Origin of the sequence: Mesobacillus sp. AQ2 (assembly GCF_030122805.1) — a bacterium.
Taxonomy (GTDB): domain Bacteria; phylum Bacillota; class Bacilli; order Bacillales; family Cytobacillaceae; genus Mesobacillus; species Mesobacillus oceanisediminis_A.
Genome location: NZ_CP126080.1, coordinates 2,226,323 through 2,248,083 on the forward strand (window position 1 = coordinate 2,226,323; position 21,761 = coordinate 2,248,083).

Annotated in this window: 17 protein-coding genes; 13 read left to right on the forward strand and 4 right to left on the reverse strand. The window is 39.2% G+C overall.

Annotation, left to right across the window (positions count from 1 at the left end):
* Window positions 1-107: 107 nt before the first annotated feature.
* The 8 genes from QNH36_RS11165 to QNH36_RS11200 all read left to right on the forward strand — a co-directional run bounded on the left by QNH36_RS11165 (window position 108) and on the right by QNH36_RS11200 (window position 11,367).
* Window positions 108-380 (forward strand): hypothetical protein, encoded by a 273-nt coding sequence (locus QNH36_RS11165; RefSeq protein ID WP_144475699.1) that lies wholly within the window; start codon window positions 108-110, stop codon window positions 378-380.
* A 243-nt stretch (window positions 381-623) separates the two neighbouring features.
* Window positions 624-2,393, forward strand: coding sequence for a gamma-glutamyltransferase (gene ggt, locus QNH36_RS11170; protein ID WP_283905233.1), 1,770 nt, complete (start codon window positions 624-626; stop codon window positions 2,391-2,393).
* A gap of 494 nt (window positions 2,394-2,887) precedes the next feature.
* Entirely contained in the window at window positions 2,888-4,792 is a 1,905-nt protein-coding gene (gene ltaS / locus QNH36_RS11175) for a lipoteichoic acid synthase (protein WP_283905401.1), read from the forward strand.
* 318 nt (window positions 4,793-5,110) lie between these two features.
* Window positions 5,111-5,863, forward strand: coding sequence for an MBL fold metallo-hydrolase (locus QNH36_RS11180; RefSeq protein WP_283905234.1), 753 nt, complete (start codon window positions 5,111-5,113; stop codon window positions 5,861-5,863).
* Between the two features lie 43 nt (window positions 5,864-5,906).
* On the forward strand, window positions 5,907-6,449 hold the full coding sequence (locus tag QNH36_RS11185; RefSeq protein WP_283905235.1) for a DUF4865 family protein: 543 nt from the start codon (window positions 5,907-5,909) through the stop codon (window positions 6,447-6,449).
* A gap of 256 nt (window positions 6,450-6,705) precedes the next feature.
* Complete coding sequence (gene trhA, locus QNH36_RS11190) at window positions 6,706-7,344, forward strand: PAQR family membrane homeostasis protein TrhA (protein ID WP_283905236.1); 639 nt, start codon at window positions 6,706-6,708, stop codon at window positions 7,342-7,344.
* 636 nt (window positions 7,345-7,980) lie between these two features.
* A complete protein-coding gene (locus QNH36_RS11195; RefSeq protein ID WP_283905237.1) occupies window positions 7,981-10,260 on the forward strand; it encodes a M6 family metalloprotease domain-containing protein in 2,280 nt (759 codons plus the stop codon).
* Window positions 10,261-10,488: 228 nt separating this feature from the next.
* Window positions 10,489-11,367 (forward strand): peptidylprolyl isomerase, encoded by an 879-nt coding sequence (locus tag QNH36_RS11200; protein WP_283905238.1) that lies wholly within the window; start codon window positions 10,489-10,491, stop codon window positions 11,365-11,367.
* A gap of 136 nt (window positions 11,368-11,503) precedes the next feature.
* Here QNH36_RS11200 and QNH36_RS11205 read toward each other — a convergent pair whose 3' ends face one another.
* The 3 genes from QNH36_RS11205 to QNH36_RS11215 all read right to left on the reverse strand — a co-directional run bounded on the left by QNH36_RS11205 (window position 11,504) and on the right by QNH36_RS11215 (window position 13,482).
* Complete coding sequence (locus QNH36_RS11205; RefSeq protein ID WP_283905239.1) at window positions 11,504-12,010, reverse strand: PadR family transcriptional regulator; 507 nt, start codon at window positions 12,008-12,010, stop codon at window positions 11,504-11,506.
* A gap of 90 nt (window positions 12,011-12,100) precedes the next feature.
* Entirely contained in the window at window positions 12,101-12,562 is a 462-nt protein-coding gene (locus tag QNH36_RS11210) for a GNAT family N-acetyltransferase (RefSeq protein WP_283905240.1), read from the reverse strand.
* A gap of 185 nt (window positions 12,563-12,747) precedes the next feature.
* On the reverse strand, window positions 12,748-13,482 hold the full coding sequence (locus tag QNH36_RS11215) for an SDR family NAD(P)-dependent oxidoreductase (protein WP_283905241.1): 735 nt from the start codon (window positions 13,480-13,482) through the stop codon (window positions 12,748-12,750).
* 345 nt (window positions 13,483-13,827) lie between these two features.
* Here QNH36_RS11215 and QNH36_RS11220 point away from each other — a divergent pair, with 345 nt between their 5' ends.
* The 3 genes from QNH36_RS11220 to QNH36_RS11230 are packed head-to-tail and all read left to right on the forward strand — an operon-like array spanning window position 13,828 to window position 16,142.
* On the forward strand, window positions 13,828-14,085 hold the full coding sequence (locus QNH36_RS11220; protein WP_283905242.1) for a hypothetical protein: 258 nt from the start codon (window positions 13,828-13,830) through the stop codon (window positions 14,083-14,085).
* Window positions 14,086-14,127: 42 nt separating this feature from the next.
* The gene (locus tag QNH36_RS11225) at window positions 14,128-15,054 is read left to right on the forward strand and encodes an ABC transporter ATP-binding protein (RefSeq protein ID WP_283905243.1); all 927 of its coding nucleotides are present in this window, start codon (window positions 14,128-14,130) and stop codon (window positions 15,052-15,054) included.
* Window positions 15,051-16,142 carry an ABC transporter permease gene (locus QNH36_RS11230; protein WP_283905244.1) on the forward strand — a complete coding sequence of 364 codons (1,092 nt, stop codon included), beginning with the start codon at window positions 15,051-15,053 and terminating at the stop codon, window positions 16,140-16,142. Before QNH36_RS11225 ends, QNH36_RS11230 begins: the two co-directional genes overlap by 4 nt.
* Before the next feature lie 425 nt (window positions 16,143-16,567).
* Here QNH36_RS11230 and cspC read toward each other — a convergent pair whose 3' ends face one another.
* Window positions 16,568-16,768: a cold shock protein CspC gene (gene cspC / locus QNH36_RS11235; RefSeq protein WP_044394619.1), complete on the reverse strand. Its 201-nt coding sequence runs from the start codon at window positions 16,766-16,768 to the stop codon at window positions 16,568-16,570.
* A gap of 1,305 nt (window positions 16,769-18,073) precedes the next feature.
* On the opposite strand from cspC, the gene QNH36_RS11240 reads away from it, so the two are divergent.
* Together QNH36_RS11240 and QNH36_RS11245 are read left to right on the forward strand one after the other, a co-directional pair.
* Window positions 18,074-19,153, forward strand: a complete 1,080-nt coding sequence (locus tag QNH36_RS11240) for a DNA cytosine methyltransferase (RefSeq protein WP_283905245.1) — start codon at window positions 18,074-18,076, stop codon at window positions 19,151-19,153.
* A 26-nt stretch (window positions 19,154-19,179) separates the two neighbouring features.
* Window positions 19,180-21,750 carry an ATP-binding protein gene (locus tag QNH36_RS11245; protein ID WP_283905246.1) on the forward strand — a complete coding sequence of 857 codons (2,571 nt, stop codon included), beginning with the start codon at window positions 19,180-19,182 and terminating at the stop codon, window positions 21,748-21,750.
* The last annotated feature ends 11 nt before the right edge of the window (window positions 21,751-21,761 follow it).

Consider the following 21,761-nt stretch of genomic DNA (forward strand, 5'->3'; position numbering starts at 1 on the left):
AGAGCGGTTCAAACGTGCTTTTTTTTCTGAACTCAAAGGAAATTGACTTAACGGGAAGAATAGTAAAAGCATATGGCTTTGTAAAACGGAAAAGAGGGGTGTGGTTGTTGGCTGAGACAGGGCTTGCCAGGAAGGGGAAAAAATACCCTAAATCTTTCTTCAGTGAAATCACTTTCTTACGATTACTTCGCTTTGTATTCTTTTTGACACTTTCAATGTTTGTAGTGTACATCTATTTTCTCTATCTTATGGGAGATCTTCTGAAAACGATTCTTGGGATCTGGAGCAGCCATAAACAGGGCATTATCTCCGTTTCTATTCTCCTGTTCTATTCAGTTAGTATCTATCAGCTCGGTGTTTGGAGAGGGAGAAGAGGTTAGCAGCTTATGCTTTTGTAGCAGGCGAGTTCATGCTATTTATTGTGGATCCAAAATGCTAACTTGGTCAGCAATCAGAAACCATCGTCCTTTTGTCCTAACCATCTCTAGCCCTTAATTACCCCTTTGGCAAAAACAACTAGTATAATAGATTTAAAATTAAGAAAATTCGGTTAAATATTTGCTATTATTCCTTTCGTTCCCCTAACATTATATTGTAAACAAATTGGAACAGGAGGGAATCATATGAAAAAATTCGTACGTACCGGGCTGTTTGCTTTGCTCAGTGTGTTATTGCTGGCCGGTACAATGCCTGCAACTGGATTAGCTAAAAAACCTGAGTTCAGTTATGAACAGTACAGCCAGGTTGATGTAGGAAAGGATGGCATGGTTGCGACTGCCCATCCGCTTGCATCCGAGATAGGTGCTGAGGTACTTCGCAAAGGCGGGAACGCGATTGATGCTTCGGTTGCGATTCAGTTTGCCTTGAACGTAGTAGAACCGATGATGTCCGGAATCGGCGGCGGCGGTTTCATGATGGTTTATGACGGTAAAACAAAGGAAACCACCATCGTCAACAGTCGGGAGCGTGCTCCTGAAGGGGCGACTCCAGATATGTTCCTGGATGAAAATGGGAATCCGATTCCTTTTGGAGAACGCTCGACCGGTGGAACTGCAGTCGGAGTGCCAGGAACACTGAAGGGCCTTGAAACAGCACTTGATATGTGGGGAACGCGTCCTCTCCAGCAGTTGATCGGTCCTGCCGTCAAGCTGGCTGACAAGGGATTCCCGATTGATTCAGTCCTGGCAGAAGCGATTGCCGATAATCAGGACAAGTTGTCAAGATCAGCAGCCGGTGAGGTTTTCTTGCCAGACGGGAAACCGCTAAAAGAGGGGGATGTCCTTGTTCAGGATGACCTGGCTAAAACGTTTAAGCTGATTCGTTCAAAAGGAACAGATGCACTTTATAAAGGAAAGATTGGAGAGGCACTAGCCGATGTGGTCCAGGATTTCGGAGGCTCAATGACTCCTGAGGATTTGGCAAAGTATGATGTGACGGTTGATGAGCCGGTTTGGGGAGATTATCAGGGATACAAAATTGCCAGCATGCCTCCCCCAAGTTCAGGCGGTGTCTTCCTGTTGCAAATGCTGAAAATATTGGATGGTTACAATCTGTCCCAATATGATGTCAATTCAACAGAAAAATATCATCTTCTAGCCGAAGCCATGCATCTTGCATATGCTGACCGCGCGGCATACGCAGGAGATCCTGAATTCGTCAATGTTCCAGTAAATGGACTTCTTCACCCTGATTACATCAAGGAACGCCAGGAGTTGATCAGCCTTGATTCTGTCAACCAGAATCCAACAGCCGGAGACCCTTGGAAGTATGAGAATTCAGAAGCCAATTACTCACAGACAAGCCAGCCAAATGACAGACAGTATGGAGAAACAACCCATTTTACTGTAGCTGACAAATGGGGAAATGTCGTCTCCTACACAACAACGATTGAACAGGTGTTTGGAACGGGCATCATGGTCCCTGGTTATGGATTCATGCTGAACAATGAATTGACCGACTTTGACGCAGTCCCTGGCGGTGCCAATGAAGTTCAGCCCAATAAACGTCCATTGAGCAGCATGACACCGACGATCGTTTTTGAAAACGACGAACCAGTCCTGACGGTTGGCTCCCCGGGAGGACCGACGATCATCACCTCCGTGCTGCAAACCATCCTCCATGCAATCGAGTATGATATGGAGCTGAAGGAAGCAGTCGAACAGCCTAGAATATACACCAACAATCTTAATTCGTACCGATTTGAAGAAGGTATCAGCACTGATACCATAAACGAACTGAATGCGATGGGCCATAAATTTGGTTCTAGCCCGACGACAATTGGCAATGTCCAAAGCATCTTGATCGACCGTGAAAACGGTACGTTTAAAGGTGTGGCAGACTCAAGCAGAAATGGCGCAGCAATTGGAGTCAATCTTAAAGGCAACCGAAAATAAGCATGAAAGGAAGGAGCGGGGTTTTCCGCTCCTTTTTTTTGCCTTTATAGGCTATGCCAATTTGAGTCTAACTAGAAAAATCATTTTAGTCCTTTTTTATTTTTAGTTATGGTTTATTTTTATGTAAGAAGGGAATACATATCAGGGGAATTTTCGTCTATATGTATAGGAGACGTTTTTGAAGTTTACTGATCACCATTTAATTTTAACAGAGCCAAATTCCTAAACTTTTGCCGCCGCAGTCAGCTACTCCGATATACATATAATAGGAAAGAAAGAAGCGAATACATAATATCACTTCTAAACTACTTGTTCGATTAGTATATAATAGAAAGATAAATTTACAGTCTTTTTATAGAATATTAAATAACTTTACATTAGCTTAAAAATCTTATAGAATGTTTGAATGGCTTGCATAATCTTAAAAGCTATTTAAACAGTAGACGATAGAAAGCGGGGAGAAAAAGGTGTTTAAAAAATTTAATAAAAACCACATGAGCCTTTTCCTACTAGCTGTTGTTTTATTATGGGTGAAAACATATCTAGTACAACATTTAGAATTCAAACTAGGCTTGGATAATAACTTACAAAAATTTTTATTGTTTCTGAATCCGTTAGGTTCCGTCATGTTATTCTTAGGTTTCTCTTTATTGTCAAGAAAAAGGAAATTCTTATGGCTCATTGTTTTTGACTTTATTTTGAGCTTCTTACTATTTGCAAATGTTGTGTATTACCGATTCTTTAGTGATTTCATTACGATTCCAACAATTTCGCAGACGCAAAACTTTGGAGATGTAAGCACGAGTGTGTCATCTCTTTTAAAACCGTATGACTTTTTGTTTTTCCTGGACACGCTCATTGTATTAGCTGTTGGATTGTTTTTCAAAAAAGAGCGTACGAGCGGAATGGTAAACCGCAGAAGTGTTGCAACTGTATTTATCGCAGCCATCCTGATCATGTCAGTGAACCTGGGACTAGCAGAAAAAGATCGGCCACAATTACTGACAAGAACTTTCGACCGCAACTATATTGTTAAGTATTTGGGGATGTACAACTATACCGTTTATGATGCTGTACAGAGTGTCAATGGCTCGATGAAAAGGGCAATGGCTAGTACGGATGATTTAACTGAAATCCTCAATTACCAGAGAACAAATTACGCAAAACCGAATCCGGAATATTTCGGTGCGGCAAAAGGAATGAATGTTGTATACTTCCACCTTGAATCAATGCAAAATTTCTTGATTGACTACAAACTTCACGGTGAAGAAGTAACACCTTTCTTGAACTCTTTAACAAGAGATGCAAATACCCTGTATTTTGATAACTTTTTCCATCAGACAGCTCAGGGGAAAACATCTGATGCCGAATTCATTCTCGAAAATTCCCTATACGGACTCCCACAAGGGTCTGCATTCTCTACTAAAGGAATGAATACGTATCAAGCCGCACCGGCTATCTTAGGCCAAAACGGATACAGTTCAGCTGTTTTCCACGGAAACAACGGATCGTTCTGGAACCGTGATGAAATTTATAAATCTTTTGGCTATGAAAACTTCTTTGATTCAAGCTATTACACATTGAATGAAGAAGATCTTGCAGAGTATGGGTTAATGGATAAGCCTTTCCTGAAGCAATCACAACCTATGCTCGAATCATTGCCACAGCCATTTTATACAAAGTTCATTACTGTATCCAACCATTTTCCTTATCATATGGATCAGGAAAAAACAACGATTGAACCTCATACTACTGGAGATGCATCCGTTGATTCATACTTCCAGACAGCACGATATGCTGATGAGGCATTAAAAGAGTTCTTTGACTATCTAAAGGAAACCGGATTGTACGATAACACAGTGGTAATCATGTACGGTGACCATTATGGTATTTCCGATAATCATAACAAGGCGATGGAGCAAGTATTAGGCAAAGAAATAACACCATTTGAAAGTGCCGGACTTCAGCGCGTACCGTTATTGATGCATGTACCTGGAGTAAAAGGTGGCACAATGCATGAATATGGCGGACAAATTGATCTGATGCCGACTCTTATGCATTTATTGGGAATTGATACAAAGCCATACCTGCAAATGGGCACAGACTTACTATCAGAAGAACACGATGAGCTAGTGCCATTCCGAAATGGTGATTTCGTAAGTCCAACTACCTCTTACATCAACGGTAAGTATTATGACTCAACAACCGGCACTGTGATAGAGGAAACAGAAGAAGCAAAACATCAGAAGGAAATCACTGAGACCATCCTGAATTACTCTGATAAGGTTGTAGAAGGTGACCTTTTACGTTTCTACACTCCTAAAGATTTTGTCCCTGTAGATCGATCACAGTACAATTATAATAAGAAGACTGAACAGAATAGCGACAAAACAGAATAATCTTTGAAAAGCTGCCGTGCCTAAGCCCGGCAGCTTTTTTGTATACATAAAAGGATGGATTTCACCAGCTTAGTTCTGTCTGTCTTTATTTTTTTAATGAATGTTTTTATATTCCCAACATAAAATAGTTGGTCACGAATAATAGGACCATTTTAAATGCTGGAAACCGTCATGTTTCTTGGAGGGATTTGTTTCATCAATATAGAATTATTCAAAAAGCAACAGGATATTAAAGCCTTGGATGCATGTTGAAAAACGACAGAGAAGAGGTATAGATTTCTGGGTTAGAAAGTTTTTAAAAAAAGGAGTGGGTTATAAATGGAGATCCAATTAATAAGACAAGCTACTTTGAAAATGAAATACAATGACCATATTATTTTGGTTGACCCGATGTTCAGCTCAAGAGGCATCCTGGATCCAGTTGCTAATGCGGCAAACGACAGACGCAACCCTTTGGTTGATCTTCCATTACCTGTGGAGGTGATTCTTGAGGGCGTGGAAGCTGTGATCATTACTCATTTTCACAGGGACCATTTGGATGACGCGGCAATCCAATCGCTCCCTAAGAATGTTGTTGTCTTCTGTCAGGCAGAAGATGAGGGGAAGCTTATAGAGCACGGATTTTCCAATGTGGTAAAAGTGAATGCTGACTTGCAATGGAACGGCATCAAGTTTTCAAGAACTGGAGGCAGCCACGGAACTGGTGAGCTGGCAAAAGCAATGGGCCCGGTTTCAGGATTCGTACTTGAAGCTGATTCTGAAGAAACTCTTTATATTGCGGGGGACACGGTATGGTGTGATGAGACTGAAGAGGCCATCACCAATTACAAACCAGATGTAATCATCGTAAATGGCGGGGAAGCGCAATTCCAGACAGGTGATCCTATCACTATGGGTCTTAAAGACATCGTAAAAGTCAGAAACCATGCAGCCGATTCTTTGATTGTCGTTGTCCATATGGAGGCATGGAATCATTGTTTATTGAAGAGAGAGACGATAATGGAGTTCATTAAAAGCAACGAAATAAAAAATGTCATTGTCCCATATGATGGTGAAAAGATTACTAGATAAATCGCTTTGCCCTATTAAGGATCGAAAAAAGGAGGGACCATGAATGATTGCGAGCCAGTACAAGATCACCTTGCCAAGTGATTATAGTATGGACATAATCAGAGAAAGAGTAAGAGAAAACGGTTATAAAACGGATGGATTTGAAGAACTGAAATTCAAACTCTATTTAATCACTGAAAAAGGGGTACATAATAATGTGCAGAATAGTTATTGCCCACTTTATTTATGGAAAGGGAGCAACGGACTGAACAAGTTTTTATTCAGCGGATATTATGACAATATCCTCAACTCATTTGGGTGGCAAAAGGTAAACATCGGCATTCCTCTCATTGATACAACAACCGATAAAATCAAGGATCATAGATACCTCTTTCAGGTAAAAGGAGAAATTCAGCCACAGGAACGCCTAAATGATTTTGGGGATAGGATAGGAGAGAGTTTACCATCAATTCCGAATACAGAATATATAGTGATATACAACCCAGACAAATGGAAGTACGAAGCATTCTACTTTTTAAACGATTTAAACAAAGCGAACGGGATCGCTGGGGTAATTTATCAGATTTTGCATGTATCTCAGGAGTAATTTTCTCGCATTTTCCTAACAGGTGAAGGGGAAAATTCGCGAAGTTCATTTATCATCTTTTAGGCGGACAATTATGCAAGGTTCCGGTCGTAGTAACTTCTACTGTCGTTTTAATGATTTATGTTAAATTATCACCCATGCCTACATCTCAATCCTTTCGCCTATTAAATCCAGAAATGGTATACTATTGTTCTAATATAATAAAAGAACGGAACTCAAAACACCGTTTGTCATGTAGAGCAAAGGAGATAAAGGTATGGCAAATGTACATATTTTTACGAAGAGAGAGGAAATCGCGAACGCAATCATCCACGGGATAGGCGGACTATTAAGCATCGCTGCACTGGTGATCCTGATTGTATTTGCTTCACTATACGGCACAGCCTGGCATGTCGTCAGTTTCACCTTATTCGGAGCGACCATGGTCCTGCTATATACATCCTCAACACTCGTCCATAGCTTTCCACCTGGCAGGGCAAAGGACTTTTTTGAAATCATGGATCACTCATCCATATATTTCTTCATTGCCGGAACATACACACCATTCTTGTTCATTGCGGTAAAAGGGACATTAGGATGGACTCTGTTCGGAATTGTGTGGGGACTATCCATTGCAGGAACGGTGTTCAAATCGCTGTTCGTTAAGCGCTTCCTGCATACATCAACAGTGTTATATGTCATTATGGGCTGGCTGATTGTATTTGCCTGGGGACCATTAACACAGAATGTCTCCTCACACGGACTTCTATTCCTCGTAATCGGAGGAGTACTATATACAGTAGGAGCCATTTTTTACGTCTGGCGCGGCTTCCATTACCATCATGCAATTTGGCATGTGTTTGTATTAGCAGGATCGATTATGCACTTTTTTGCGGTTCTGAGTTTGTTGCCATGAAATCACAAAAATCCGTGGGTACACAAAATGCGTAGTCCGCTAAAATGCTTTGGGAAAATTGTATACAAATATATTCAAGTCTTATCCTTGAGGGATAAGGCTTATTTTGTTATGAACCATAGCTCTACTATTTCTTTTTGGCTATTTTAAAGTTAATATTCATGTGGGAATTTTGGGTCTTTGGATTCGTTTTTCCTCCAATGGGATAAATTTGAAGGATTGTGAATTTTTATGCAGAATTATAGAAAGTATCAATATTTCGGAATGCGTAATAGATTAAGATCGTTTTAGTTAATGTTTGTTGGGAGATAAATAAATTACGCCAAAAAATATTTGAATATTCAAATATTTACATAGGAAATATCAACAATCTATCAATCTACTAAGACCACTATGGGAACAATCCCGCACCTTGCAAAAAATTCTTCTAATAGCAAATTCAAAACAGAGGCCAACTTTTTAGGATTTAGCCTATTTATGTCTATTGTTTATAAACTTAAGGGAGGTGATGAACCCAAGTGTGCCTCAAGCTGTAAAAGGAGAAATAAAGGATGGCGTAAGTTCGGCATCAAGGAATTAAAACATCGAACCTACATAAAAAGGTAGGGACTTTTTCTAATTGGGAGGAGAATTGATTTGAAGATTAAAGCTAAAATTGCAGCAGCAACCACCACTCTATTGCTTGCATTTTCTTCAACAGCCGCTTTTGCTGCGGAACCAGGTTTAGAAAAAATGCCCGACCCAGTAGATTCACAATCATGGGTGAATCCAGATGATATGACTTGGAATGATTATAATGTGGTACCTGGTATCGATTGGAATTCAACAAATATTAAACCCGAAACAGAACTTAAAGGTGCCTTGATTCTGGTCGACTTTCCGGATCAGGATTTTATCTTGACCCAGCCAAAGGGTTCAGAGATTGCCGGCAACCCTCAGGTGGACGCTGTTCCTCGTGAAGAACTCGGGAAATGGTGGGAGGATTTTCTGAACCTGCCTAGCAAACTCAACAACTATCAGACGATTGATGGCTTTTGGAAAGAGAATTCCCAGGGGAAATGGGGCGTCTCCCTGGATTCTTATGGTCCCTATCGTCTGGATAAAAACGAATTTCAATATGGGCTTAACTATATGAATGCGGGTTCGCTTCCACCTCAATATAGTAGTGGCAACCTTTTTCAGGATGGGGTAAATGCAGCAGCAGCTGACATTGCCGCAGCTGGAAAAGAATATGACTTTGCCTTCATTGTACATGCTGGCTATGACGAATCAACCGTATGGCAAGAATTTGGCGAAATGATGTTTCTAAACCAAGACTCGGTTTCTGATGCGTTTGCGCCGCCGGATTTACCTGGATTTGAAAACATGCCGAACTGGGCAAAAACTCGTTATGTTCCCTGGACTTCCTGGTATGCAGCAAAAACAATCTGGTCGGCAGCATCTAGTGCAGACATAAATGGCAAAAGGATACGTGTCTCGATCCAGGGCGAAAGCGATGGAATGGGAACCTTTGCTCACGAATTTGGCCATCTTCGTGGTCTTGGTGATAATTACAATAATGCATCACTTGACCCTAGAACCTATTCAGGTTATTGGGAGACGATGAGCCGTGGCTCTTTCAATGGCCCTGGCGGAACGCACACTCGCTGGATGATTCCATCTACTCTTGGTGCTTCTATACCGGCTCCTCATATGCTGCGTAATAAGATGAAACAAGGATTTGTATCCGATGATGAAGTCTTGAAGCTAAACCGTGATGAATTAAAGGTATCTGGACCGGCGTTTGCGGATATTACCGCACGTCAAGCACCAATTGGCAGTAACTTCGGCAGAACCGGATTGCATGGTATCAATATTAGCATGGACGATTCTACACCATCGGATTACCTGGCTGGTGACTGGCGGAACGATATTCTTTCCGGTCGATTGTATAATAACTACACCCTTGAAGTTGTAGATCGCGTTGGTTCGGATTCCTTCGCAGCTGATTCTGGCGTCTTGATTGCCAAGACGAAAAATGCGGAATCCGCTCCGAATATCTGGGTAGTTGATTCACATCCTGAGGATATCAATCTGAAGGATTTTACTAGACCTGACGGCACCACAGCGATGGTAGCCAAAGGTGATCCACGGCAAACTCTCGATGCTTTATTCAAAGCTGGTAATGGGGAAAGCTTGGTTGCCGGACAATTTGATGGTTCTATTGACAAAGACACGGTTGTCAGTGAGTACATCGATCCTTACAATAAACTTCACTTCTACATTTTAGGGAAACAAAAAGACAATGAAGGGGTACTCCGCTATCAGGTTGCCGTCCGAAACACAGAAGGTGCAGGTGCATTTAATCGAGGAGTAAATGTTAGCGCAGGCACTGTAGAGCCCGCTGTACAGGACAAAGTGGCAGTCTATCATTTGAATGTCACAAATACTGGCGAAGCAAAGGATCTAATTCGTGTCAATGCTTCGGCTGGTGATGATTGGACCGTTCAACTTGAACACAATGTAATTGGAGTGGAACCAGGAGAAACCGTTGCTGTTCCAGTTTATGTAAAAATACCGAAAGGCAAGACAGCGCCTGCCAAGCTAATCTTTACAGCCACTTCAGAGACAGATGCTAATCAAAGCTTTACAGATTACAATTTCTTACCTGGCAGCCTAACTGCAGCAGGTATAAGCTCTGTTATTGATAGCTTTGCAAATGAAGGATCTATCAAAGCAGGTACAGCAGAAGCATTGCAGGCACATATGAAAACTGTGGAGCAATTTGAAAAGAAAGGATCTGGGGATAAGGTTATCAAACACATCAATGATTTTAAAAAATTCCTGGAACTCAAAAAAGATGGAGATCAGATTTCTTCCAAAGCTTATACCAGTTTGAAAGCATATGCAGATTCCATGATTGAGACTTGGCAATAAGATGGAATAAGAGATTACAATATTCTCCTGTGATGGACTGGGTATAGGGGGAACAAAGGAAACAATAAGCTGGGACAGTTGTGAAACTGTCCCGTCTCCTTTGAGTAGTATAGAAACGTGAAGGAAGTACAGGCATTTAAAAGCATTCTTTATCTATATAGTAAGCCCAAGGCAGATCTGTTAACTGCAATGACTTTAGGACATTGTAAAAGGTAGGAGTGAAGATAAATGAAGAATTTAATCACAATTATAGCTTTTTTATCATTGTTATTTTTACTTGGTGCTTGTTCGACTCTAACTTCTGGGGAAGAGAGAGAGCTGCTTATTAAAACGGATTACGGAGATATATCAAAAGATGATTTATTAAAAGAAGTGGCAAGTACCGATCGAGGACAAGCGTTGATTCAAAAGTTGGTTTATATGCAGATTTTGAAAGGCAAATATGAGGTATCTGACAAAGAGGTGAACCAACGGCTGAGCGAAATAAAGGAACAGGTCGGAGATCAAGATCAGTATACAATGTTCCTGCAGAAACAGGGATTTAAAAACGAAGAAGAGTTAAAGGACCATATCGAACAATCCCTTTATTTCTTTAAAGCAACAACAGAAGGGGTGAAAGTGTTAGATAAACAAATAAAAGATTACTATGAACAACATAAAAATGAATACACTGAGGCAAGAACCAGCCATATTCTCGTGGATAATGAGTCAACTGCTAAAGAAATAGAAAAGGAACTAAAGAAAGGGACCGATTTTGCAGAACTAGCCAAGAAACAATCGACAGATAAAGTTACTTCAGTAGAAGGCGGAGATTTGGGATATCTTTCAGTGCGTAGCCAGGAGATGGATCCGACATTTCTTACAGCAGCTCTGAAATTGAAAAAAGGTGAAGTGAGTGAGCCAATCAAGACAGTATTTGGTTATCACATCATTAAAGTAACAGATATAAAGGAGACTCCATTAAGTCAGGTGAAAGATCAAATTAAACAAGCACTACTAAGTAAAGAAGCAAAACCGATTCAGGAAATCTTAAACAATTTGAATAAAGAGATTGTGATAGAAGAAGATGTTTTTAGAGATGCATTTAAGGAGATAGATTCAAAATAACCATCCGCCTCAAGGTTAAATGTTCAGTTCTAGCAGTTGGGTTTATTATCATTGTACTTTACTCCAAATACATAATTTTTACTTTGTGCCCTTTTTTGGATGAAAGGTGAAAAAGAGTTAGAGAACAATATGTTTTCTAACTCTTTTTGAGGCTCAATAATAAGTCTTTTAACCATTTGAGATAAAGTTTGTTTGTATCTGTATAGTGTCTGTTAATCAGTTGAGGCAATCCCGAAGGATATTCAGTCTCAACTGAAACTTCTTCCTGCAGTTCAATAATCCATTGCTGAATCAAATTCTTTATTTCATCAACATTTGATGAATGGATGAATAGGGTGGCGGGATAAAGAGAACGCGGCTCCTTCAGCCGTTGTTCAAATACGAGCTGAATTTCTATGGAAAGTTGAACTCTGCCTTCATCAGTAATGCGATAGACAGTCCTGTTAGGGCGATTATTGACTTGTTCTTCTTTTACACTCTCTACCCAGTCATTCTTTTCAAGCTTTCTAATCGCATGATAAATGTTCCCATCCGTCACCGGAAAGAGGTGGTCCCATTTATTTTCAATAATTGTTTTCTTCATTTCATATGGGTGATAGGATTTCTCCTGCAGTAAACCTAAAAGGACAATCTGGATGGACATGGTTTCACTTCTTTCGTTTGGACTAGAAATACAATATACCATTAAAGCTGAAAAAGGGTCGTGAAAATAGCTTTCCAAAAAAGAAAGGCATTATAGTTTTAGCTTTAAACCTTCATGGGTTGCAGTAAAGCCTAACTTTTCATAAAACCTTAATGCATCTGGTCTTTGTTTATCCGTTGTCAGCTGCACTAAATGACAGCCCCGTTCTTCGGCACGTTTAATAGCCCATTTGATCAGTTCACTGCCTACACCCATTCCTCTAACTCGAGAGGAAGTTCTGACTCCCTCAATAGTTGCTCTCCATCCGCCTTGATGTGTGATGTAGGGGGTGAAAGTAATCTGCTGTACTCCAATCACTTCATTTCCTTCACAAGCAACGATTAATTCATTATTTGGATCCGACGCAATTGCCTTAAATGCGTCCAGATAACTTTGGGGAAGTGGCTGCTCATAACGCTCACGCTGACTTCCTAGAACATCATCAGCTAGCATTTCAACGATCAAGTCTAAGTCTTTTTCTTCAGCTATTCTAAACTCCAATTTAGCATCCATTCTTAATCGCCTCATCTCATTCATCTATTTGTTTCTATGCTAACTGATTTATACACATAAGTGAATGATGTAATTTTAATGAGATGTTATAAGGTCTCCTTATGTTAGCGAGGAAGTGGGGGAGAAGAACTCAAAAATGAAAACAGACTAAACCATATGGCTTAGTCTGCTATATAGGGAACATATTATTGCGCAGAAAAACCGCCGTCAATGACTAGTTCGGCACCAGTGATGTAAGCTGCATCATCAGAAGCCAAGAACAATACGGCACGTGCCACATCATCTGCTTGTCCAAGTCGCTGCAAAGGAGTAGCCATAATCAAACGCTGCAAGACCTCACTAGATTCTGACAAGTTTGCCGTCATAGGTGTTTGGATGACACCTGGGAACACAGCATTTACTCGGATACCAAACCTGCCATATGCAGTGCTTGCTGCACGTGAAATGGATCGAACAGCACCTTTTGAAGCGGTGTACGTATTCACACCCATACCAACCATAGCAGTATAACTAGAAATATTGACAACAGCCCCTTTGTTTTGCTTTACCATATGAGGCAGTACATGCTTCATACCGGCAAATGGACCAAAACCATTAATACGCATCATCAAATCCCAATCTTCAATTGTTGTTTCATTTATGTCCTTTTCAGTTGCAATTCCAGCGTTATTGATCAGGATATCGATTCTTCCATGATCAGCGATGATCTCATCGACAGCCTTTTTCCAATCTTCCTCAGACATCACATTCAACAACTTGCCTTCAATGGAATCATGCTGACTGACAACATCAAGCAATTCCTTATTGATATCAGCCGCAATGACATAAGCGCCTTCCTCAACAAAAAGCTCAGACATTCTTTTCCCCATACCTGAAGCTCCACCTGTAATTAGAACGATTTTATTATCAAATTTCCCCATCGTACAACATCCTCCCTTTGGTTTGTTCAATCATATTATATCCCGATTAATACTTTGTGCAAAGTAATATGTTTTTCATATTTAGCAATAAACTGGTGCGGATGGAAGAAGATGCACTAAGTGCTGGATGGCAACCACTCAAGACACTTTTACAGTGTTGAATTAGCGGCGATATTTTAAATTTGTATAGATTCTATGGTCATAGCGAAACGATTCTTACCGGTTAATGAACCGACTCTTATTCTATTACTCACATCAGTTTTGGGAATCAATTCTGAGAAAAGGAATTGATCACCTTTTACTAGAATATGTATAAGAATTAAAAATCGAGGAGCTGTACAGAAAATGAAATTATTCTTACAAGCCACCAGCGTTTCTTTCATAATCCATTTGCTTTATTTGGCTGGTGGAATGTTAGTTGGCTATATCAAAACGAGAAACTATGAACCCAATGTTGCAGGTGCCTGGGACCAGACCGATATACTGCAAACACAAGTAACATTCGGATACACGGGTTCACCTTTTATGTTTTTATTTACCTTTTTAGCAGTCGCGCTGGTTTCTGGAATAATAATATCTTCATACAAAAAATTCACACGCTAGTGTTTCTTTTAAAGAAATACTTATCAAACTTGGAGGCTTGCTATGCACAATGACATCATCGTCGATGTAAAAGGAGTTAAAAAACGATATGGTTCCTTTACCGCTGTTAAGGGAGTATCCTTTCAGGTGAAAAAAGGAGAAATTTTTGGTCTGCTTGGTCCGAATGGAGCAGGCAAGTCGACTACCATTGAAATGCTGGTCGGCCTGAGAAAGCCAGATGAAGGGACCGCAATCCTATCAGGCTACGATGTGATCAAAGAAGTGAACAAAGTCAAAGAGGTGATTGGGGTACAGCTTCAGTCCACCTCTCTGTTTGAATTGTTAAAAGTAGAAGAAATCTTGCATTTGTATGGAAGCTTTTATCCGACTCATGTGGACATCAATGGACTAATCGAAGATATGCTGTTGACAGAGAAGCGGAATGACAGGATCAAAGGATTATCTGGCGGCCAAAAGCAGCGTCTTGCAATTGCCCTTGCGCTGATCCACGACCCAGACATTGTGTTCCTAGATGAGCCAACTACCGGACTTGATCCGCAGGCAAGAAGGACTCTTTGGGATATCGTCCTCCGATTGAAAGAGCGAGGAAAAACCATCATTCTCTCGACGCATTATATGGACGAAGCCCATGTACTCTGTGACAGAATCGGAATCATGGACCAGGGAGAACTGATTACCCTTGATACACCAATGAATCTCGTAAAAAAACTGCAGTCTACAAGTTCGGTCGAATTCCATTTGAGCAACCCTCCAGAGCAAGACTGGTTTTTGAAAATGGAGGGAGTAGATGAAGTGTCGATTAAAGATAACTTTGTCCAGTTATATACGGATGATGTTCAAGTCACACTGACCTCCTTGATCCGTGCATCTGCAGAACATCAGTTCAAAATAGAGGATTTACAGACTCGATCAGCGACATTAGAGGATGTATTCATCCATATGACTGGAAGGAGCATCAGGGAATCATGAGGGCTTATTGGCAATTAACACTGGCACAATTACGTATTTTTGCACGAAATAAACAGGTCTTGTTTTTCACCTTGCTTTTTCCAATCATTCTGATGCTCGCCCTTGGAACTTTTGCCGGCAATGATAGCAATCTATCCTTATCAGTAGGGCTGATCGACCTCGATCAAACAACTGCTTCAAATAACTTAACAGAACGCTTTTACAAAAATGAGGGCCTTGAGGCTAAAAAATTCAAAAGTATTAAAGGCGGGAAAGAAGCCCTGAAAAATGGAGACATCCAGCTGTTCATGGAGATTCCAAAAGGATATGAAGCAAAACTGGAGGAGCAGAAAGAGCCCTCTAAACTTCCAGTCTATTATAATGAAAAAAATCTCACGACGTCAGAGCTTGGCCTCACTGTTGTGAACGGAATCATTGATCAGTACAGCAAGGAACTTACAGACTACAAGCCTGTCGTAACGATTGAGAAAGTGGGAATTAAAGCACTGACCATCCGATATGTGGACTTCCTGGTTCCAGGGATCGTCGCGATGATGATCATGAGCAACAATATGAACGGAGTTGCAGGCCAAATCTCCGCCTGGCGTGAAAGAGGCATTTTACGAAGAATGCAAGGAACGAGACTAAGGGCCTCTACCTTCATCGCTGCACAAATCACAGCACGTCTGCTGCTTAATGGAACCCAGGCACTGCTTGTCGTCCTTATCGCTCATTTCATCTTTAACATCCATGTCGCAGGTTCATGGCTTGCCTTGATCTTCTTCATCATCCTTGGCACACTTGCCTTCATGGCACTCGGTTTCATTATCGCGGGAATCGCGAAAAACCCAGAAAGTGCAGGGCCGATTGCCGGATTCATCTCCTTCCCGATGCTGTTCCTTGGAGGAGTGTTCTTTCCGATTAACAACATGCCAGACATCATCCAGCCAATCGTGAAAATCCTGCCAATCGCCCATTTGAGCTCCGCATTGAGGGAGACGATGAACCTCGGTACACCATTCCTCCAATTAGGGACAGAAACACTTATACTCGGTAGTTGGTTAATTGGCGGGTTTATTGTCGCAAGTTATGTGTTTAAGTGGGAGTAGAGAAGAGAGGGGAAGAATGCGTCCGACATCATAAAACAACCAGGCAACTGCTTGTCTCACTGAACAGTGAAAATCATAATTTGCTTTCTTGGAAAAATAATATTTAAAGTTGTGCGGCAGTTAGAAACTGCAGCTTTTCTATGTTAGCTTTAAAATTTCAATGATTGAAATGACTCGATTCGCGAATGAAATACATTAAGCGTCCCTGTGTCACTTTTTGAAGTGAAAAATAATTTGATAAAATACGCCTATTGTCAATCCAGTATGTTATACTTGAAACAAACCTTTTTATCTTTAAACCTTTTTACATTACCGGTTCCATCTCCCTGCTCAAATCTTGAGCAGGGTTTTTTATTGAGAATTATTTTAGGGAATAGAAAAAACAGGCTCTAAATAAAGAGCCTGTTCGAATAAATGATTTTAGATTAAGCTTTTTGAACGTTAGCAGCTTGAGCTCCACGAGCACCTTGCTCAACGTCAAATGTAACTTTTTGACCTTCGTCTAAAGATTTGAAACCTTCACTTTGGATAGCTGAGAAGTGTACGAATACATCGTCTCCACCTTCGCGCTCGATGAATCCGAAGCCTTTTTCTGCATTAAACCATTTAACTGTACCTTGTTCCATTTTTGTTGCCTCCTAGTGCGTTATCGCACAACGTATTACTATCCTTGCCCAAAGTGATCATCAAGACGAAAAGTTGACACTTATACTATCCTTTACACCGAACAAAAATAATTCTTATTCATCATAACAGGAAACATAAAATATAGCAAATCAACTCTCACTCAACTTGAATAGTACACTATTAAAGTTGATCAAGCTAGGCTGCTTTAATGGTTCTTGGACGAACAGATATTTTAAACTAGGAAGGATTAACATTTTTTGTAGATTATCTTTTTAAAATAAGTAGTAGAAAAGTTGAAGAAGAATTAATTTTAAAATGCTATAAAAAGAGAATAATGAAACACTTATACTTTGTGGTTGTTAAATTGGCGGCTTTATTGTGGCAAGTTATGTTTTTAAATGGGAGTAGGACAGTGAACTGGTGAAAAGAAAATAGAAGAGGTCGAACAAAATGCGGAATACATAAATGTATTGCTAAGAGAAATAGAAGAAATAAAGATCATTAATAAAAAGAACATAAAATCCTAATAGAATGGAGAGTCCCCCTTATGGATTCATTGGAGTTTATTGACCGCAGGGTCTCCCGGCTCATTAATGAGTATAATGATGAGATTGAGATGGAAATTCTTAAATATCAGCATCATTATTAAGTATTCGTAACAATATGCCAGGAAGAACCGCCTTATAGAAATTTTTATCGGGGTGGGGACAGATAAAAGGAGTGCGAGGAGAGCGGCTAGGAAGGCTTTAAAAGGAGTATATTTGGAGGCATATGGTGAGGAAGAGGATCACTAACTAATTTAAATTAATGACAACCAAATTATTATTTGTTTGCTACACACCCTACACATATAGAAAGTAGGTCGGAACATTTTACTCATGAATGATAAGCCTTACCCCTTGGACAAGGCTTTTTAGTTGCGAAATTTAACTAATTATTATAATTCGATACTTGAATGATAGATACACCAGCGGAACCTTCCTTGCGTCTCCGGAGTTTATACAAAAACTACGAATCTATTAATTTACTGAGTACTCACACCTCCAAAATGAATAATTAAGTTATTATAGAAGATATTAAAACTATATATAGCTATGATATATTATAAGGGAATTGTATAAAATAATTTTTAAAAGATTATATTCACATAATTGGAAATTCCATGTAAAATAAATGGTAATAATGTCAGTTTTGCCTGATACTTACTAAATGATAAAAGTTTTGATTTATAAGGAAGGTTAAAAATCCTAATATTTAAACCTCTTATATACATGGCAATTTCTTAAATATTGGGAGGAGTAACATTGTCATATAATTTAGTTTCTTTATTTTCAGGAGCCGGTTTTTTAGATATTGGTTTCGTAGAATCGGGTTTTTCAATCCTCAAAGGGTATGAATTAAACTCTGAATTTGCAAGAGCACATAATCACAATTTTTCTAGACGCTATAATGATGAAAAATTAGTGGAAGTAATAGATATAACAAAAGTTCCTGCTAAGTCATTGCCTTTATGTGAAGGAATTATTGGAGGCCCACCATGTCAGGATTTCTCAGCGGGAAATTCTAATAATACCGGTGTAGAAGGGGAACGAGGTAAATTAGTTTGGGATTTTTTAAAGAAAATTAAATACCGACGACCAAATTTTTTTGTCTTTGAAAATGTTGCAACATTATATACTAGAAAAAAACATAGAACTCAAGCATTAGAACCTCTCTTAAAAGAATTTGATAAGCTTGGTTACCAAACCTATTTTAAAGTTTTAAATTCACTTCATTATGGTATTCCACAAGACAGGTCCAGAGTTTTTATTGTTGCCTTCAAGAAAAAGATTATAAAAAAGTTAGAAAAAAATGGCCTCCAAGTATTCACTTGGCCTGAAGAACAATTCAATAACCCTAAGAAAGCGTTCGATTGGTCAAAGGTACACCCATTCGGTAGCAGCTTGGAAGAAGAGAGAATTATAGAGGAACTAGGAGATTTTTATCCTCTAACTGTACACAGTAGAATCTACAACAATTTTGACGGAACTACTTTAAAGAATAATGTCTCATTTAATCCTAAGTCTTCTAAATTCCAAATTATTTCTGAAGGAGACGATAGAAGAAAATCGTTTAAGCGGTTACATAGATTTCGCTACAGTCCAACAGTGGCGTATGGAAATAACGAAGTACATCTCCACCCTACCTTACCTAGAAGACTTACAGTGAGGGAAGCTTTAAGACTCCAGTCAGTTCCGGACTGGTATTACTTTCCTGAAGATATGACTTTACAAAGTATGTTTAAAATGGTTAGCAATGGAGTTCCAGTAGAATTATCAATTAAACTAGCTGTTCAAGTAAAGAAGGTATTAGATGATTATTACGGAATCATAGAGCCAGAATAAACCACCATGTTAGGAGTTGGCAATAAATGGAGAATAGGATTGATTATGATATTATTGAGCAAGTAGAATCGGTAAATGTAAACCCAGATCCCCGGATTTTAGTGGCTATTACAAACAACCCAATAAAACCTATAGATGCGCTCTGCGAGTTAATTGATAATTCAATTGATAGTTTTATTGCAGCAGAAAAAGCAGGAACTCCCATTTTAAATCCAATAATACAAATCTCAATTCCTAGAAATGCAGATATTAATAGGGGTGAAGGTGAGTTAATAATACTTGATAATGGTTTAGGAATGAGTCTTGAGCAATTAGTTAATGCATTAAAAGCAGGATATACTGATAAAAACCCATTTGATCGCCTTGGTCTATTTGGCTTAGGATTTAATATCTCTTCAGGGAAATTAGGGAAGAGGACAGTGGTTGCCTCAAGTAGAGAACATGATAACAAGCTTGTTGAAATCACTATTGATTTAGAAAGAATGGTAAATGAAAATACCTATAACGTCCCTAAAAACTTGAAAGAAAAGCAGTATGAGAACCAACGAGGGACTTACGTTAAGATAGATAGTTGGTGGGAGGAAGGCTCACAAAACTTTGGTTTTGTATCCAAATTAGCCAAGCTAGGAATCCCCCAAATTACAAAAGAGATTGGCAGACGTTATTCAACCTTCATACGAGATAATAATTTAAAGATAGTGATAAATGACGTTGAGTGCCAATCCTTTGAACATTGTGTTTGGGCTGACCATAGAGCAGTTAAACACAATAGAAGAGGGTTAATCCCAGCAGTTTATCGTTTTGATGAGGTTCTTAAAATTGAGAGGCGTTGTACTACTTGTTATAAACCGATAGTAGAAGGAAACTGTTTGTCTTGTGGAGAAAAAACTCAAACAAAGACAATAGAACATAGGGTAACTGGTTGGGTAGGAATTCAAAGGTTCGATGATGCAAATGAGTATGGAATTGACTTGATTAGAAACGGGCGGGTGATTAGGAAATCTGAAAAGGACGCTTTCTTTATGTGGACAGATAGCTTAGGTAATACTATTAAAGATTATCCTATTGATAGTGGGTACGGAAGAATAGTAGGTGAAATCCACTTAAATCATGTTCCCACAGATTTTTTAAAACAGGACTTTCAAAGAACATCTGCCGAATGGGAAGAGGCAATAAAATTTCTAAGAGGAAACACCTCATTACAGCCAGAAAAGGCAGCTGAGAGCGGGGAAGAAAACAAAAGTTATATATTTATGTTATATCAAGGATTCCGTAGAGTAAGGGACTTCGGAGCCAAAGATATGTATATGGGCTATTGGGAGCCTGGAGTAGATAAGCCTAAAAGAATAACTCGTGAAGTAGAAAAAGAATACTACCAGAAGTTTCTTGATAAAATACCTGGTTATTATGATGATGAAAACTGGTGGAAATTAGTTGAGGATGCTGATAAAAAGCCCATAGATGACATGATCGAATGTCCGGATTGTGGTACCCAATGTATTTCCACTAGTGAAGTATGTCCCGGTTGTGATTATATTCTAAAAGGTAAAGAGTGCATTAACTCAGAGTGTAAAAAACAAATAATTAAATCATCACAACACTGTAATCACTGTGGGGCCTCACAATCACCTGCAGCTAGGGAAACATGGAAATGTTCCTTTTGTTCTAAAAATAACTCACCTGAAACTTCATATTGTAGGTATTGTAATAGGAACAAAGGAGAACAGAATACATTTAACATTGATTATTTGTTAGAAAACTCAGTGAAGAACGAAGAGTTATCTATTAAGACCTTTGCAATATCTCTCCCTGGTGGGGCTAATATGGCCACAACCGCGATAAATGTCTATACGATTAAATATGGTATTGCTTTAGAAAGAGATGGTAAATCAACTCCTTTGATTTTTCATAAGGGAGAATCACTTAACATATTTATTGATAATAGACACCCTATACTTACGCAGTATCAAGTAAGACCGCATGATTTAATTGCTGTTGAAATATCGAAGTGGATACAAGATCAGAACAGCAGATTTATGTCAGGAGACGGAGTGCACCTATGGTCTATAAGCAGCTTATATTGGGAAGTTTTTAGAGGCTCGGTATGGAATGCTACATTAGCAATAGATGCAAACGAAACTAGGAATAAAATAGAAGCATTTTTTAATAGGATGAAAGAGGAGGTTACATTGTTATTACATAGCGAAGCGGAAGATATAGAAAATAATATGCTTCCTGAAGAAAAACACGACCTCCATATATCATTGGTTAGTAATGGATTTGACCCTTCACAAATTTCGGAAGTTATTCGTGAAGGGAATTTTCTGGGATATCTTTCAAATAGAATGTTAGTAAAACTATTTGTTCAGTATCCTGATAAATTCTTTGATGGGAAGTTCTGGAGCGATTCTTTTGAACATATGGATTCTGCTATCTTTGGCCAATCAACTGTATCAGAAATAAGAAATCACATTAAGGGAAAGTATAGAAACTTTTTGGAAGATATTCTTGGATACTATGAAAACCGAAGTCCAGATGAAGGTTATACAAAACGTGTAAATCAAACACTTGAACTATTATATAGGAAATTAATATAGGATGTGTATAA

What these genes read in the sequence shown, in the direction of transcription:
- ggt (WP_283905233.1), top strand. Translation starts at nt 624, where the DNA reads ATGAAAAAATTCGTACGTACCGGGCTGTTTGCTTTGCTCAGTGTGTTA.
- ltaS (WP_283905401.1), top strand. Translation starts at nt 2,888, where the DNA reads ATGAGCCTTTTCCTACTAGCTGTTGTTTTATTATGGGTGAAAACATAT.
- QNH36_RS11180 (WP_283905234.1), top strand. Translation starts at nt 5,111, where the DNA reads ATGGAGATCCAATTAATAAGACAAGCTACTTTGAAAATGAAATACAAT.
- QNH36_RS11185 (WP_283905235.1), top strand. Translation starts at nt 5,907, where the DNA reads ATGATTGCGAGCCAGTACAAGATCACCTTGCCAAGTGATTATAGTATG.
- trhA (WP_283905236.1), top strand. Translation starts at nt 6,706, where the DNA reads ATGGCAAATGTACATATTTTTACGAAGAGAGAGGAAATCGCGAACGCA.
- QNH36_RS11200 (WP_283905238.1), top strand. Translation starts at nt 10,489, where the DNA reads ATGAAGAATTTAATCACAATTATAGCTTTTTTATCATTGTTATTTTTA.
- QNH36_RS11205 (WP_283905239.1), bottom strand. Translation starts at nt 12,010, where the DNA reads ATGTCCATCCAGATTGTCCTTTTAGGTTTACTGCAGGAGAAATCCTAT.
- QNH36_RS11210 (WP_283905240.1), bottom strand. Translation starts at nt 12,562, where the DNA reads ATGGATGCTAAATTGGAGTTTAGAATAGCTGAAGAAAAAGACTTAGAC.
- QNH36_RS11215 (WP_283905241.1), bottom strand. Translation starts at nt 13,482, where the DNA reads ATGGGGAAATTTGATAATAAAATCGTTCTAATTACAGGTGGAGCTTCA.
- QNH36_RS11220 (WP_283905242.1), top strand. Translation starts at nt 13,828, where the DNA reads ATGAAATTATTCTTACAAGCCACCAGCGTTTCTTTCATAATCCATTTG.
- QNH36_RS11225 (WP_283905243.1), top strand. Translation starts at nt 14,128, where the DNA reads ATGCACAATGACATCATCGTCGATGTAAAAGGAGTTAAAAAACGATAT.
- QNH36_RS11230 (WP_283905244.1), top strand. Translation starts at nt 15,051, where the DNA reads ATGAGGGCTTATTGGCAATTAACACTGGCACAATTACGTATTTTTGCA.
- cspC (WP_044394619.1), bottom strand. Translation starts at nt 16,768, where the DNA reads ATGGAACAAGGTACAGTTAAATGGTTTAATGCAGAAAAAGGCTTCGGA.
- QNH36_RS11245 (WP_283905246.1), top strand. Translation starts at nt 19,180, where the DNA reads ATGGAGAATAGGATTGATTATGATATTATTGAGCAAGTAGAATCGGTA.